General features: G+C 33.7%; 17 protein-coding genes. 11 read left to right on the forward strand and 6 right to left on the reverse strand.

Translation table 11 applies throughout. From position 1 onward, the window contains the following. Together A9G37_RS04730 and A9G37_RS12520 are read left to right on the forward strand one after the other, a co-directional pair. The coding region (locus tag A9G37_RS04730; protein WP_141671060.1) for an IS30 family transposase at positions 1-291 on the forward strand (291 nt) is incomplete at its 5' end. Continuing rightward, the gene (locus tag A9G37_RS12520) at positions 245-496 is read left to right on the forward strand and encodes an IS30 family transposase (RefSeq protein WP_218059311.1); all 252 of its coding nucleotides are present in this window, start codon (positions 245-247) and stop codon (positions 494-496) included. The genes A9G37_RS04730 and A9G37_RS12520, both read left to right, overlap by 47 nt. A 37-nt stretch (positions 497-533) precedes the next feature. On the opposite strand, the gene purD is transcribed toward A9G37_RS12520, so the two are convergent. From purD to A9G37_RS04760, 6 genes are all read right to left on the reverse strand, one after another. Next, a complete protein-coding gene (purD, locus tag A9G37_RS04735) occupies positions 534-1,823 on the reverse strand; it encodes a phosphoribosylamine--glycine ligase (RefSeq protein WP_065574781.1) in 1,290 nt (429 codons plus the stop codon). Between the two features lie 85 nt (positions 1,824-1,908). Continuing rightward, entirely contained in the window at positions 1,909-3,501 is a 1,593-nt protein-coding gene (gene purH, locus A9G37_RS04740) for a bifunctional phosphoribosylaminoimidazolecarboxamide formyltransferase/IMP cyclohydrolase (protein WP_034912707.1), read from the reverse strand. Positions 3,502-3,972: 471 nt separating this feature from the next. Beyond that, positions 3,973-5,565, reverse strand: a complete 1,593-nt coding sequence (locus A9G37_RS04745) for a bifunctional aspartate transaminase/aspartate 4-decarboxylase (protein WP_065574782.1) — start codon at positions 5,563-5,565, stop codon at positions 3,973-3,975. A gap of 29 nt (positions 5,566-5,594) precedes the next feature. Continuing rightward, complete coding sequence (gene aspT, locus A9G37_RS04750; RefSeq protein ID WP_065574783.1) at positions 5,595-7,295, reverse strand: aspartate-alanine antiporter; 1,701 nt, start codon at positions 7,293-7,295, stop codon at positions 5,595-5,597. Between the two features lie 324 nt (positions 7,296-7,619). Beyond that, complete coding sequence (locus A9G37_RS04755; RefSeq protein WP_065574784.1) at positions 7,620-8,018, reverse strand: hypothetical protein; 399 nt, start codon at positions 8,016-8,018, stop codon at positions 7,620-7,622. A gap of 11 nt (positions 8,019-8,029) precedes the next feature. Then, entirely contained in the window at positions 8,030-9,118 is a 1,089-nt protein-coding gene (locus tag A9G37_RS04760) for a methyltransferase (protein WP_065574807.1), read from the reverse strand. A gap of 102 nt (positions 9,119-9,220) precedes the next feature. Between A9G37_RS04760 and A9G37_RS04765 the strand changes: the two genes are divergently transcribed. Genes A9G37_RS04765 through A9G37_RS04805 form a run of 9 tightly spaced genes read left to right on the forward strand, consistent with a single transcriptional unit; the run spans position 9,221 to position 15,720 of the window. After that, a complete protein-coding gene (locus A9G37_RS04765; protein ID WP_081296738.1) occupies positions 9,221-9,976 on the forward strand; it encodes a beta-ketoacyl synthase chain length factor in 756 nt (251 codons plus the stop codon). Next, positions 9,958-10,752, forward strand: coding sequence for a lysophospholipid acyltransferase family protein (locus A9G37_RS04770; protein WP_065574785.1), 795 nt, complete (start codon positions 9,958-9,960; stop codon positions 10,750-10,752). The genes A9G37_RS04765 and A9G37_RS04770 overlap by 19 nt, the downstream gene beginning before the upstream one ends. 27 nt (positions 10,753-10,779) lie before the next feature. Next, complete coding sequence (locus tag A9G37_RS04775) at positions 10,780-11,034, forward strand: phosphopantetheine-binding protein (protein ID WP_065574786.1); 255 nt, start codon at positions 10,780-10,782, stop codon at positions 11,032-11,034. Positions 11,035-11,046: 12 nt separating this feature from the next. After that, positions 11,047-11,298: an acyl carrier protein gene (locus A9G37_RS04780; RefSeq protein ID WP_065574787.1), complete on the forward strand. Its 252-nt coding sequence runs from the start codon at positions 11,047-11,049 to the stop codon at positions 11,296-11,298. After that, positions 11,295-11,864 (forward strand): hypothetical protein, encoded by a 570-nt coding sequence (locus tag A9G37_RS04785; protein WP_065574788.1) that lies wholly within the window; start codon positions 11,295-11,297, stop codon positions 11,862-11,864. Before A9G37_RS04780 ends, A9G37_RS04785 begins: the two co-directional genes overlap by 4 nt. After that, on the forward strand, positions 11,834-13,213 hold the full coding sequence (locus A9G37_RS04790) for an AMP-binding protein (RefSeq protein WP_065574789.1): 1,380 nt from the start codon (positions 11,834-11,836) through the stop codon (positions 13,211-13,213). Before A9G37_RS04785 ends, A9G37_RS04790 begins: the two co-directional genes overlap by 31 nt. Continuing rightward, positions 13,210-13,572: an ApeI family dehydratase gene (locus A9G37_RS04795; RefSeq protein WP_065574790.1), complete on the forward strand. Its 363-nt coding sequence runs from the start codon at positions 13,210-13,212 to the stop codon at positions 13,570-13,572. The genes A9G37_RS04790 and A9G37_RS04795 overlap by 4 nt, the downstream gene beginning before the upstream one ends. Continuing rightward, positions 13,563-15,314, forward strand: a complete 1,752-nt coding sequence (locus A9G37_RS04800) for a glycosyltransferase family 2 protein (protein ID WP_065574791.1) — start codon at positions 13,563-13,565, stop codon at positions 15,312-15,314. The genes A9G37_RS04795 and A9G37_RS04800 overlap by 10 nt, the downstream gene beginning before the upstream one ends. Continuing rightward, positions 15,304-15,720, forward strand: coding sequence for an acyl-CoA thioesterase (locus tag A9G37_RS04805; RefSeq protein WP_065574792.1), 417 nt, complete (start codon positions 15,304-15,306; stop codon positions 15,718-15,720). Before A9G37_RS04800 ends, A9G37_RS04805 begins: the two co-directional genes overlap by 11 nt. Position 15,721: the final 1 nt, after the last annotated feature.

A 15,721-nucleotide genomic window follows, 5' to 3' on the forward strand; every position in this document is an offset into this window, starting at 1 on the left:
AGTTATGTAGAAAGCCGGAAAACGCGAGGACATTGGGAGGGAGATACGATTATTAGCCGTAAAGACAAGCAAGCATTGGTGACATTAGTTGAACGCAAAACAGGGCTAGTATTAATTGGGCGCCTCAATCAACGTACCGCCTCCGAAACGAGAGATATGATAATAAAATTGCTAACGCCGTTTAAAAAAATGGTTAAAAGCATCACCTTTGATAATGGAACCGAATTTAATTATCATTATGCTATTGAGCAATTATTTAAACACCACCGTGTACTTTGCGGAGCCTTATAAAAGCTGGCAAAGAGGCACAAATGAAAACACCAATGGCTTAATACGTCAGTTTATACCTAAGTCAGCGGCCATTTCATTAGTTGACGACAAACAGATAAAGAAAATTCAATATCTATTGAACACACGCCCAAGAAAACGGCATAAGTTTAAAAGCCCTGCCGATTTTTATTCTAAGGAGTTAAGAAGAATTGCACTTCATGTTTGAATCCAGGGTTTTTAATAAACCAATTTTTCATAAACGGTTATTTATTTTTTTCCCGCTCAATTGCACGGTAGCCAATATCATGGCGATAAAAACAACCATGCCAATAGATGTCTTTGGCTTGCTGATAAGCACGTTGTTGAGCTTCAAGTACTGTGTTGCCAAGTGTAGTTACACATAATACTCGTCCCCCATTGGTGTAGACTCGCCCTTTTTCTAAACTAGTACCTGCATGGAAAATTTTACAATCTTCTGTTGATTCTGCTGGTAGTCCAAGAATTATATCTTGGGTATGATATTCACCCGGATAACCGCCTGCAGCTAGCACTACACCTAATGCGGATCTTGGATCCCATTTTGATTTGACCGTATCTAATTTGCCTTCTACCGCCGCTAAGCAAAGTTTGACCAAATCTGATTGCATTCGCATCATTATCGGCTGTGTTTCGGGATCGCCAAATCGGCAGTTGAATTCAATAACTTTTGGATTGCCGTTTTTGTCAATCATTAAGCCAGCATATAAAAAGCCGACATAGACGTTGCCTTCTTGCGCCATACCATTGACCGTTGGATAGATGATCTCATCTATTACCTTTGCAAAAACCGCATCAGTTACAACAGGAGCTGGCGAATACGCGCCCATGCCACCCGTGTTTAAACCTGTATCGCCGTCGCCAACACGTTTATGATCTTGGCTAGTTGCCATTGGCTCTACATGTTTACCATCCACCATCACAATAAAGCTAGCTTCTTCACCCTCGAGAAACTCTTCAATCACTACTCGGTGACCTGCATCACCAAAGGCATTTCCAGCTAACATATCACGAACGGCGTCTTCGGCCTCTTTTAGTGTCATGGCAACAATAACGCCTTTACCAGCCGCAAGTCCATCAGCTTTAATCACGATCGGTGCGCCCTTTTCACGGATATAAGCAATTGCTGGTTCAACTTCAGTAAAGTTTTGATATTCAGCTGTTGGAATTTTATGACGTGCTAAAAAATCTTTAGTAAAAGCTTTTGACCCTTCCAGTTGAGCGGCCGATTTTGTTGGACCGAAGATTTTCAATCCTGCTTTTTGGAAGCTATCAACAATGCCAATAACCAGTGGTGCTTCAGGACCAACAATGGTCAAATCCACTTGCTGTTGCTGGGCAAAGTTAAGCAGTCCACTTACATCGGTGGCTTTGATATTAATATTTTCTAAACTTGGTTCCAGCGCAGTACCAGCATTGCCAGGTGCAACAAAAACTTTAGAAACCAATGGAGATAGTGCTGCTTTCCAAGCAAGCGCATGTTCACGCCCACCATTACCAATTACTAATACTTTCATAAAAGATCCTTTTAAGATGCCTTTCATAATATAAAGATATATATAGATAACTAATTTTTAAAAAACTAACAAAGTGATCACACAATTAATGCCTAAAATGACGCATTTTAGTAAAGATCATTGCGATATTGTGCTCATTTGCGGCTTGGATCACTTCATCATCTCGAATCGAACCACCGGGTTGAATCACACAAGTCACACCTACGGCTGCAGCGGCATCGACGCCATCTCTAAATGGGAAAAACGCATCAGAAGCAACAACTGATCCAGCAACGTTTAAATTTTCATCTTTAGCTTTAATTCCCGCTATTTTAGCAGAGTAAACACGACTCATCTGCCCTGCTCCAATACCAATTGTCATATTATCTTTTGCATAGACAATGGCATTTGACTTAACAAATTTTGCCACTTTCCAACAAAATAGCGCATCTGAAAGCTCTTGAGCAGTTGGTTTACGTTTGGTTACTACAGTTAATTCATTTGGCGATATCATACCTAGATCGCGATCTTGCACTAATAAACCGCCATTGACACGTTTAAAATCTAAACTTACTGATGCTGGTGTTGACCACTCACCACATTCAAGTACACGCACATTTTTTTTAGCTTGAGTAATGGTTAAAGCTTCTTGGCTAACTGATGGGGCAATAATTACTTCTACAAATTGTTTATCAACAATGGCTTTTGCGGTATCTGCATCAAGTTGTCGATTAAAGGCTATAATGCCACCAAAAGCTGAAGTTGGATCAGTTTTAAAGGCTTTTTCATAAGCATGTAAAATATTATCACTAACCGCTACACCACAAGGATTAGCATGTTTTACAATCACACACGCTGGCTCATCAAATGATTTTACACATTCAAGCGCAGCGTCAGTATCAGCAATATTGTTATAAGAAAGGGCTTTACCTTGCAACTGGTTTGCTGTTGCAATCGAGGCTTCTTTGACATCTTGCTCAACATAAAAAGCCGCTTGCTGATGTGCGTTTTCACCGTAACGCATATTCTGTTTTTTAATGAATTGTAGATTTAAAGTTCGAGGAAACTCGCCCGATGGTTGATTGGTTTCACCCATGTAAGGTGGCACTAATTGCCCAAAATAGTTGGCTATCATACCATCATATTTGGCCGTATGTTCAAAGGCTTTAATTGCAAGGTTAAAACGATATTTAAATGAAAGGGAGTTTTGGTTACTATCCATCATATTGATGATATTTTCATAATCACCACAATCAACTACAATGGCAACATCTTTATGATTTTTGGCAGCAGATCGAACCATTGTCGGGCCACCAATGTCAATGTTTTCAACCGCATCATCTAACGTACAATCTGGTTTAGCGACAGTTTGCGCAAAGGGGTAAAGATTAACAACCACCATATCAATCGGTGCAATTTGGTGTTGTTGCATAATAGCATCATCAATACCCCGTCGCCCTAAAATTGCCCCATGGATTTTAGGATGTAAGGTTTTAACTCGCCCGTCCATCATTTCAGGGAAACCAGTGTAATTGGATACTTCAATAACAGGTATTTGGTTTTCCATTAATAATTTTGCTGTTCCCCCAGTCGAAAGGAGTTCCACATTACGTTCTGATAAGGCTTTTGCAAATTCTAAAATACCGGTTTTGTCGGACACACTAAGTAAAGCACGACGGATAGGACGAAACTGCTGCATGAAAGGCTCCGAAATTGATATCTACAATCTAAGTATTGAGCCAACATTATATATAAATTAAAGATAGAAGTTTAGTGTTAACTTATCAAAAACGATCAAAGTAGTTGAATGATAATATTTGACTTTATTTCGATTTTGACAAATCAGCTATATTTTTATTCTTGACAAAATACCTAACACTTCCACCTCCAAAATGCTTGTTTGACATGTTATGCACGCTTATTTGTCGGCATATTTTGACGACACGTATAAATGGTTATATTAACCTTTAAACGTTATAAAGATAGGTCTATTTTTCGTTTTACATAACTCAGGTAGTATATTGATTTTATATTTTTCCCAAAAGATAGATTGTCGTAATACTGTTACTTTTGGATACATCGGTAGTAGAAAATTTACAACATTTTGGTTGAATAAAACCCTAGACTAGCTAGGGTATTAATTAAGTTTATTGATTTAAATATTTGACTATTAATTCTTCGCTTTATATTCAGCATAATATTCTTTTGCTAATTTACGCATTGATAATCCAATTGCGGCATATTGATATTCATTTAAGTTTGCTAACGATGCTCGAGCAGAAGGATGTTCTACAGCAAATCCCTTACCAGGTAGTAATACAACACCTGCTTCATCAGCAATTCTGAATAACATTTCAGATGGATTTTTATTTTTTAGGATCCATTTAGCAAATTTATCGTCATATAATTCTCGGCAAATATGTTCAAGATCCACTAGAGTGTAATAATCTACACTGTTTTCATCGGTTTGATGTTTAAGACCTAAATGTTGATAAAGTGATGCTGCGCGGCGTCGAATTAGCGATTTTAATGCTGTTTTATAGCTTTGATCACTATCCATCATTTCACATAATGCAAATAATACCATTTGTACTTGCTGTGGTGTTGATAGTCCAGCAGTATGGTTTAATGCAACCGCACGACTATCGGCTACTAAACGGTCTATAAATTTTAGATTTTCAGGGTCAGTAACAATTGAGCTATATCGTTTATTTAAGATCTGTTTGGTTTTGCTTGGTAACGCTTTAATGGCTTTATCTATTACATTATCATGTGCTGTTGCAATAACACCTAAACGCCAACCTGTAGCACCAAAATATTTAGAGAATGAATAAACTAAAATAGTATTTTGAGGGCAAATTGCAAATAAAGATTGGAAATCATCGGCAAATGTTCCATAAACGTCATCAGTCAAAATGATCAATTCAGGGCGTTTTTTAACAATCTCAGCAATGATTTTTAAACTTTTATCATCAATTTTAACTGATGGTGGATTTGAAGGATTAACAACAAAAAAGGCTTTAATTGCTGGATCTTCTAATTTACGCAATTCTGACTCAGGATACTGCCAATTTGAGTTAGGATCAGAATTGATTAATACCTCAACTAATTGGTAATCATTAAGTTCAGGAATTTCGAGATAAGGCGTGAATATAGGTGCGCCAATGGCAATTTTGTCACCTTTTTGGATTAATCCATTTTCTTTCATTGAGTTAAAAATATAAGCCATGGCAGCTGTGCCACCTTCAACAGCAAATAAATCTATATCATTACGATCCAGATATTGAGCACCCATTTGTTGTAAAACATATGCTTTAACCACATCTTCACTAAAATGTAGCATTCTATCTGGTACTGGATAATTACATCCTAAAATACCTTCTACCATTTCTTGTAAAAAGGCGTTTTCGTCAAGCCCTAGTTGATCACGAATATAAGAAAATGCCTTACCTAAAAAGGCAACACCAGGAGTGTTGTAATTTTGGCAAATAAAATGTTCAAAGCGTCCTGTTAGTCCTGCTTTAATTGGCATGCCACCAATACCTTCATTTAAATATGAAAATGACATTTCGGATTCTTGGGTTGCAAATACACCTAATTGGAAAAAAGCTTGGCGAGGCCAAGTAGCAAGAAAGTTGGGATTGCCTCTACCTGCATTTAACATTACGCGATCGGTATGACTTTGTGCCAGTTTAATTAAGTTATCTTTTAATTCAAAAGGACTTAAATTAGCATATTGACTGTATTCTGTTTTGTTTTTCATACATTTGTATCCTTAATTTGATGGATCAATTAAACAAAAGCAACAACTAATGGTCCTAATAAAGTTAGGAAAACATTAGCTAAAGCATAAGTAATGGCAAAAGAGTTGGTTGGTGTTGAGTTACCGGCTTTATTTAGCACTTCACCAAAAGCAGGATTAGCACTACGCGAACCCGCTAAAGCACCAGCAAACACCGCTACATTTTTATAGCCTAGTACATATTTACCAAAATAAATGGCAAGTAACATTGGCAATAAAGTAACAACAACACCAATTAAAAATAGGGATAAACCTTGTTCTTTAATAGTATTAATCGCTTGAAGACCAGAACTTAAACCAACAACCGCCACAAAACCTGCCAAGCCAAAATCTTTTAAAAGTTGCACAGCACCAGTTGGTATGTTACCGATAGTTTGATGAACAGAGCGATACCAGCCAAATAATAATCCTGATAAAAGCGCACCACCACCAGCTCCTAATGTAATAGGAATATCGCTAACACGTATAACGATTAAACCAATAATAAGACCTACAACAAGCCCTAAACCATGAAATATCCAGTCAGTTTTTTCACTTTTAGTGATTGGAGCACCAATTTTATCCACAACACGACGAAGATCACCATCAGCACCATAAATAGTAATAACATCACCAAGTTTTAAATTAATATCGTTATTAAGTGGAAGGGATTGTCCATCACGATGAATAGCCAAAAGGTATATTCCATGTTTTAATTTCATAACTCCGTCAGATTGAAGTACTTGAGTAAGATTTTGATCCACATAACGGCTATTACGCATTTCAACATCTAGTTTGTTCATCACTACATCCATACCTGATGCTGAATTCACTTCGCTACCAAGTAGATCTTGTGCTTTAATCATAGCGTCACGATGACCCACAACCAGAATGATATCTTTTGACTTTAATACTGTTTCAGGGGTTGCTTCTATTATTTTATTGCCACGTTTAATACGTTCAATACTGATACCATTTACAGTTTGTTCAATATGGGAAACAGTTTGGTTGATTTTATTGGTAATACGATACAAACGACCACTAATATCAGATAAAGCTAAATTTTGATCATTGCCCAATAAGAGCGAACCATGAAGCTGTTCTGCTTGTGCTTTAATTGCATCATCGCCAATATCTCTACCCATTATTTTTGGTAGAATATTGACACACACTATAATGGCACCTAGTGAACCAAATATATAAGTCACTGCATAACCAATAGTGACATTAGCTTGCATTTTACTTAATTCTTCAGCACTTAATCCAAGTTGACTTAATGCATCAGAGGCTGTGCCCATAATGGCAGATTGGGTCAATCCTCCTGCAGCTAAACCAGCAGCAAGGCCTTTGTCTAAATTGAATATTTTAGCTAAAATTACAACAGTCACAAAGCTTGCGACAGCAATAAATAATGCTAAGAATATTTCGCGTAATGTTTTCACGCCTAGTGAACGGAAAAACTGAGGACCACTTTCATAACCCACAGCATAAATAAATAGTGCAAAGAGAATCGACTTAACTCCAGCATCAATAGTAACGCCCAAAACACTTAAAGCAACAGCAACAAGTAACGAACCAGCAACACCACCGAGTTGGAATTTACCCATTCGAATGCCACCAATTAAATACCCTAAACTTAACGATAAAAATAATAGAATTTCTGGGGAGTGTTTAAGTCCATCTAAAACCCAATTTGAAAGCCATTGAAACATATTAATTGTCCTCAAGGAGAAACATAAAGAAATGCGATTAAAGAAAGAGTTTATCCATTAATTTTCATGGACTGTTTATATATTAAACCTATTTAGAATAATGGATATTCAGTTTTGGCAATTAATGCTATCGTTAAAATTAGTTAACAAGCACTATGTTTAACGGAAATTTAATCAAGGACAAGAAATTATTGAAATAATGTATTTAGATTGTATAAGCTCAATTTTTGAATTGAGCTTAATATTTTTAATTAATAAATTTAGACTAATTATATCTTCATTTTATCTTTTATCTGATATGGTTAAATTAGCAAAAAATCTACTTTATTTTGCTTTGAAAATATTTTCTTGAATTTTAGCATCAAGATTATTTATCCAACGATTATAATTTCGATGAACTCCGCCCTGACTATTTTTTAAATTATTGCTCACTGATACATAATTAATAGAGTAGCTCTTTGCAGAATAAGGTATATTCACTACAACTTCAAACTTACGGTTGAATAAACGCCCTCGAATAGTATTACTGTCAATAACATCCATCTTCCATGTACCAAATGCAGCTCGACCATTAGTAGCAGAAGCTAAAATAGCTTTTTTCACTTGATCTTTTGATAGTCCTGTTACTGGGGTGGTAATATTTTGGGGTTCTTGAAATTTACCAGAACATCCAATTAATAGCGAAAGTAATAATGCACCAACGATATATTTTAAAAACTTCATTGTTTACTCCTTTATTTTGTTTGTTTATTACTAATTAGCTTTTTACAGATTAACAGCGTATGACCATAACCTAAATTATCAATATCTTTTTCGACATAAAAACCAGCATTATTAAGGCAATTATAAAATACCTTAGAATGGTAAAAGCGACTATTTCCATTTGCTAAACATGTAAAATACAAAGAAGAAGCGTTTAAACTCAATGCTCCAGCTTCAAAATTTTGTCTATCCCAAAATAGATCCATAATACATACTATAGCATCATCTTTCATGCTACTGTGAATCAATTTTAAAATATGGGTGATTTGTTCAATACTAAAACAATCTAAAAACTGACTCATCCACCAAATATCTGCTTCATTTGGTAATATCTCTGCAGTCAATAAATTGACGGAATAGAAGTCAATGCGATCATCAAAACCTGCTTGCTTAATATTATTTTCGGCAACAGAAATCTGTTCGGGTAGATCTAATAATGTAACTTTGATATTGGGGTTGTGTTTAGCACAATAAATAGCCCATTTACCTGTATTACCACCAACATCATAAATGTGTTTGGGATTCAATTGGGTAATATGAGAAAAAGCAATTGGAAATGAATGATCAGAATAAAAATGATCAAATTCAAACCAACTGTCTTTAGCTTTTTTAGGCAATGACTGTAATGCTGGATATATTGTTTTCCAATTACCAAAGACTTTCAATCCTTCAGGTTTTCCAGACTCAAGCGATTCTTGTAGATAGAACATACTTTGATAACAAATATCTTGAGTAAAATTAAGATTAACTTCGGTCATTTTGTCATGTAATAAATAATGCCCTACTTTACCAAGAATATAGTGCCCATCATTTTTATAGATAACATGCATACTTAATCCAATATCCAACAAAAGCTCAATTGCGTAAGGGGATAAAGAAATTTGTTTTGCTATTTCGTCAAAACAAATGCCTCTTTTCCCTGCTTGATCTATGCAAGTTAAGATACCTTTGTTTTTCATACAAACTATTGCTTGAAAAAAGATAGGATAAAATGCTATTTTTTGTGCTTCTGTTATTGCGTCTAATGCGGTATAAATATCTTTATAATATCCATATCTTATATTTTCTTGTTCAGTCAATCTCTTGCCTTTTTAAATTTTTAATGTATTGTATCAGCACATTGCATACTTAAGTAAATTTATATTAAATAATATTACAAAATATTGTTAAGTAAAGAATTAATTAAAAATATTAACGAAATGAATTTTTCTTTTTCTATTGAAAATTGGTTTGCTTTATCTTCCGGATTATCTAGTAAAGATGATTGGTTTTTGTGGTCTCAACAATTAGAACACGATTGGAGTTTACCTCTACCTAAATCAAATAAACTGCCCATGATGCAAGTGCGCCGAATGAGTACATCATCACGCTTAGCTGTTGAGGTTGGTCTGGAACTTATAAACAATAATAGCGTTGATTTGGCTATCTTTACTAGTCGACATGGTGAATTAGAAAGAACTTATAAAATATTATCTGAACTTAATCAAAATAATGAGATTTCACCTACTGATTTTGCCCTATCAGTTCATAATACGACTGCAGGTTTACTAACAATTGTTGCAAATCAAACAGTTCCTATTACTTCGTTATCAGCACATAATGATAGTTTTCATCAAGGCTTGATAGAAGCATTACCTTTATTAAATCAAAGCAACAAAAAAATACTATTAATAGATTTTGATGGCATCGTTCCCAAATTTTATCAAACGGGTATCAAACAGTTAGTTCCGATTTATGCTGTAGGATACATATTAACAAGTGGCAATGAATTTAGTTGTAAAAGTATAGAAAAAACATCAAAAGTTTATAAGTCAGATTATCCGCAATCTCTTGCTTTTTTGCATGCTTATTTGAATAAACAAAAACAATTTATAGTACAAGGAAACGTTCAAGATTGGCAATGGATAATAAATTTATAGAGAAAATAAACATCTATAATTTTAATCAATATTGGCGTTTATTAATTACTGCGCTAGGCTTTACGTTATTTGGATTATGTGGTTTTTTTATAATTTCACTATTATGGTTTAGTTTGTTAAGAATATTTATTTGGAACAAACATCAACGAAGCATTATTGCCCAAAAAAGTGTTTGTTTTAGTTTTAAAGTTTTTATATGGATAATAAAATCATTAGGGGTAATTAATTATCAATTCAATGGACTTGAGAAACTCAAACAAGACAAAAATTGTTTGGTTGTGGCAAATCACCCTTCTTTGCTTGATGTTGTACTTTTAGCATCAGTAATGCCTCGTTGTGACTGCTTAGTTAAAGGTGAACTTATCAACAATATTTTTATCAGCCGCATCATAAAAACCGCGGGATACATTTTAAATGCCGAATCAGAAAAAATATTACCACAATGCAAACAAATATTGGCAAAAGGTGGGCGAATACTGATATTTCCCGAGGGGACAAGAAGTATACCAAACAAACCAATAAAATTACAAAGAGGTGCCGCTAATATAGCATTACGTTGCCAAGTGGATATTCGAGTCATTCATATAAAATGTGCTCCTCCTTTTCTTATAAAGGAACAGAAATGGTATGATATACCAATAAAAAAAGCTTGTTTTAATATTACTGTCGGAGAAAAAATTTCAATTGCTGATTTTATCAGCCCAAATACAACTGTTGCAGCAAGGCAATTAACACGGTATTTGACTTCAGTATTTAATGAAACTGAAATAAATTAAAACAGTCTCAATGTAAAAGGAAAACTAATGGAAAAACTACATAATGAAATAAAGACACTCATAATTGATGTACTAAATTTGGAAGCTATCACACCTGATGATATCGACTCTCAAGCCCCTTTATTTAATGATGGACTAGGGCTAGATTCTATTGATGCGTTAGAACTTGGTCTTGCTATTAAAAACAAATATGGGATTGTTTTATCTGCAGAAAGTGAAGAAACGAAAAAAGCATTTTACTCAATTCAATCATTAGCTGATTTTATCTCATCACAACAATAGGAGAGACATAGCATGGACAAACAACAGATTTTTGAACAAATTCAGTCTGCACTGGTGCAACTTTTTGAGTTATCAGCAGAAGATATTAAACCTGAGTCTAAACTCTTTGAAGAATTAGATTTAGATAGTATTGATGCTGTTGACTTGGTTGTACACCTTCAAAAAAAGATTGGTAAAAAAGTTGATCCCGAAACATTCAAGTCTGTTAGAACAGTACAAGATGTTGTTGAGGCAATTAATAACTTAGTGAATGCAAAAGAATGAAAATAAATAGAGTTAAGTTAATAATAAATATTGTGACAAATATTCTATTTGTCGGTTACCCATTTATTATTTACTTATCTTTATACTACAACTGGGTTAACCTAGCTATTTTTTATTTAGTTGTTTCTTTTGTTTTACGACTAGTCACTTTACCCAATTTATTTTCAAATATACGTTGGATGATGAAACTTATTGCATGTATAGGTCTATTTTTAGCGTTGATAAGTTGGTTTTGTGCTAAATATCAAACACTCCTTTTTTATCCAGTATTAGTTAACTTCGTATTTTTCATCACATTTGGTTACACCTTATACCAACCACAATCTATGGTTGAAAAATTTGCTAGATTAAAACATGCAAATTTATCTGCAGAGGGTGTTTTATATACGCGAAAAGTAACCTTATATTGGTGTTTATTTTTTATTGTTAATGGAGCTATCGCTTTAACTACTTGCCTGATAAATAATATGTACTGGTGGACTCTATATAATGGTTTGATTAGCTATATTTTGATTGGTATATTTATGGGGGTTGAATGGTTAATACGTCAAAAAATACAACATTAATATCGCTATCAAAGCAACTATTACGATCAGAACATGAAATTGTAGCATTTAGGAATAACCAGCCGTTAACAATAGGTGATTTAAAAATACAGGTTTTAAACATAAATAATGTATTAAATAACTATTCTAATATGCGTTGGGCATTATACATGCAAGATAGTTTTAATTTCATTGCAGGATTATTGGCGCTTTTCTATTCCGGTAAGCAACCAATATTAATCAATCCTCACCACAAAGAAATGAAACATCACTATGATGGTCTATTAATTGATGATATTAAATTTACTAATCAATATTTCTCAAGCAAACAAATTATCAATATTAATAAAATTGATATAAATAATATAATTACAGAAAAGCAATTAATAGAATCTGGATTTAAACACCAAACATTAACATTGTTTACTTCAGGTTCAACTGGAATGCCAAAACCGATTGAAAAATCAATTTCTCAGCTTGAATCAGAGATTACGCTACTTGAAGCGAGCTGGGGAAAATTTGAAAATAACCTATTTATTGCATCGATTTCCCATGAACATATGTATGGTTTAACATTTAAGATAATGTTACCTCTTAGCTGTAAAATTCCATTCATTTGTGAACCTATACTTTATCAAGAGCAGCTAACTACTTATAGCCATGAAAAAATTATTTATATTACAACGCCATCAATAATCAAAAATTTGGATGACAATTTGCCAACAATAAATTGTGATAAAATAATCTCATCTGGCGGCAAGCTTGTATATGAAGAAGCACAATTATGTAGAAAAAGCTATGGCGTATTACCTGATGAAATATATGGCTCAAGCGAAACGGGCATTATAGCAACTCGGCAACAAACACAAGCAGACACACCTTGGAAACTGTTTCCATCAATGCATATCGAATGCAAAAAATCAAAGCCGCCTTTGTTATTTTCACTTTTACTAACTCAACCTGAACAATTAAACGATGAAATCAAGGTAGTGGATGAAAGCCATTTTCATTTAAACGGGCGAATAGATAAGATTATAAAAATATCTGAAAACAGAGTATCGCTAGCATTCATTGAAAAACAGCTTAATCAACTTGATGAGGTGGCACAAGCTATTGTTATTCCGCTAGAACAAAATAATCGAACAATACTCGGTGCAGTTATTGAATTATCTTCCTTATACAAACAGTCATTAAAACAGTATAATCATTTCGGATTAACACAATATTTTCGACTTTTATTGAAAGATACATTATCATTAATTGAAACGCCCAAAAAATGGCGATTTATTGATTCTTTACCTAAAAACTCTCAAGGGAAATGTACTTATATTGATTTAAAAAAATTATTTAATACACAACAAAAACAATGAAAAAAAAGTTTGCAAAGGAAAATATAATTAATATTAGCAACACCTCCGCTGATATTGAACTAACAATCTCATCTGATCTTTTTTGGTTTGAAGGTCATTTTAAATCCCAACCCTTATTACCAGGAGTTGTTCAACTTAACTGGGTGCTTCATTACACACAAAAATATATTGATGATTCATTACACTTATTATCTATCGATGTAATCAAATTTCAATGCCCTGTAATTCCCGAAGATCGCCTTACTTTACATTTAAAATGGCATGAAAAGATTAAAAAACTAGAATTCATCTATACCTTCATCACACCAAACAATAGCAATAAAATAGCAAGTACAGGAAAACTTACTTTATGTCATTAATACAATCGTCTTTACTTGCTAACTATTGTTTTGTTATTCCATCTTACAATCACAGCGAAACTTTACATACGGTTCTAAAAAATATTGAATCTTATAATTTAAAATGCATTTTAATTAATGATGGTAGTTCTAAAGATGCAAAACAAAAGTTAGAACAAGTTTCAGCGTTATATCCATGGGTAACACTATTACACTTACCAACTAATCAGGGCAAAGGCACTGCAGTTATGACAGGCCTTGAATATGCGTTTAATCAAGGTTTCACGCATGCCATACAAATAGATGCTGACGGGCAACATGATAGCCAATTTGTTAAACAATTATTAAAACAGTCACAACTTAACCCTGATGCATTAATATCCGGCAATCCTGTCTATGACAATTCTGTACCTAAACATCGATTAATCGCTAGATATATAACGCATTTTTGGGTATGGATTGAAACTTTATCTTTTTCAATTCAAGATAGTATGTGTGGTTTTCGTATATACCCACTACAGCAAACTGTTGGTCTCACAAAGCGGTGTAAAATAGGTAAAAGAATGGATTTTGATACAGATATAATGGTGAGACTATACTGGCAAGGTACACCATCTATTTTTGTACCGACGCATGTAACTTACCCTAAAGATGGCGTATCACATTTTCACACCTTCAAAGATAATGTTCGAATATCATGGATGCATACTCGTTTATTTTTTGGAATGATTCCGCGCATTCCTTTATTACTTAAAAGAAATAAATATAAAGCTAAAGGTCAAAAACATTGGTCTCAAATACCGGAAAGAAAAGGGCTATTAGGCATCAGATTTATTCTAAAACTTTACCAGATTTTTGGTAGAAAATTTGCTAAATTAGTTATGTTTCCAATTATTACGTATTTTTGGTTAACTGGAAAAACTCAACGCCAAGCATCAAAATCCTATTTAGAAAAAATTAAAAACTATTATGACCAAATCCCTTATGTTGAAAAAAATCATCTTACCTCATTTCGGCATTTCCAACGATTTGGAGAATCACTACTCGATAAAATAGCAAGTTGGCAAGGTGACATTAAACTCAATCAACTTTATTTTTCTAACAATCAAGAATGCTTAGATATTATTTCTGATAAGCGAGGTATTATTTTAATTTGCTCACATCTTGGTGATATAGAAATGTGTAGAGCACTAGCCGAGTTATCACATAATATAAAAATCAATGCGCTTGTTTTAAAAAAAAATGCTATGCGTTTTCAGCAAGTGTTACAGGAAGTAAATCAAGCATCCGCAATTAATTTGGTCCAAGTAGACACTTTAGGTCCAGATACAGCTATTTTACTCAAAGAAAAACTAGATAATGGCGAATGGGTGGCTATTGTTGGTGATCGAACATCAAGCAATCCACATCAAAGAACATCGGATAACTCAATTAGTTGGGCTAATTTCTTAGGTGATCTTGCTCCTTTTCCGAAAGGTCCTTTTATTTTATCTGCTGCTTTAGGTTTTCCTGTTTATTTAATTTGGGGGCTAAAACCTAATGGACGCTTTCAAGTCTACTTTGAGCATTTTTTAGATAAAATTTTGCTGCCAAGACAAAATCGACAAGATGAACTGAACAAAATAATACAAGAGTATGCAAAAAGATTAGAACATTATTGCCTCATTTCTCCACTAGATTGGTTTAACTTTTACGATTTTTGGAGATTTAGTCCACCAACACCAAATAACCTAAATAAAGATTCAGATAAAAATGAAAAATAATTCTAAACGTAGCTCTACTATTGAATATACCACTTCATTTCATGATACCGATGCAATGGGTGTAGTTTGGCATGGCAACTATCTAAAATTTTTTGAAAAAGCTAGAGAAGCTTTATTCCAAAAATTCAATTATGGTTACAAAGAGATGATTGAATCAGGTTACCTTTGGCCTATTGTTGATGCTCGAGTAAAATATATCGCACCAACAATTGCTGAACAGACTTTACAGATTATTGCAACTTTAGAAGAATATGAACATCGTATAAAAATTAATTACACAATAAAAGATAGTTTAACAGGAAAAAAAACAACATCTGGCTATACAATTCAAGTAGCGATATCGGCATCAAACAAAGAAATGAGTTTTGTTACACCTCCAATTTTTTTAGAACGCTTTGGATTATAAA

The organism is Gilliamella sp. GillExp13, assembly GCF_001690815.1.
Classification (GTDB): domain Bacteria; phylum Pseudomonadota; class Gammaproteobacteria; order Enterobacterales; family Orbaceae; genus Gilliamella; species Gilliamella bombi.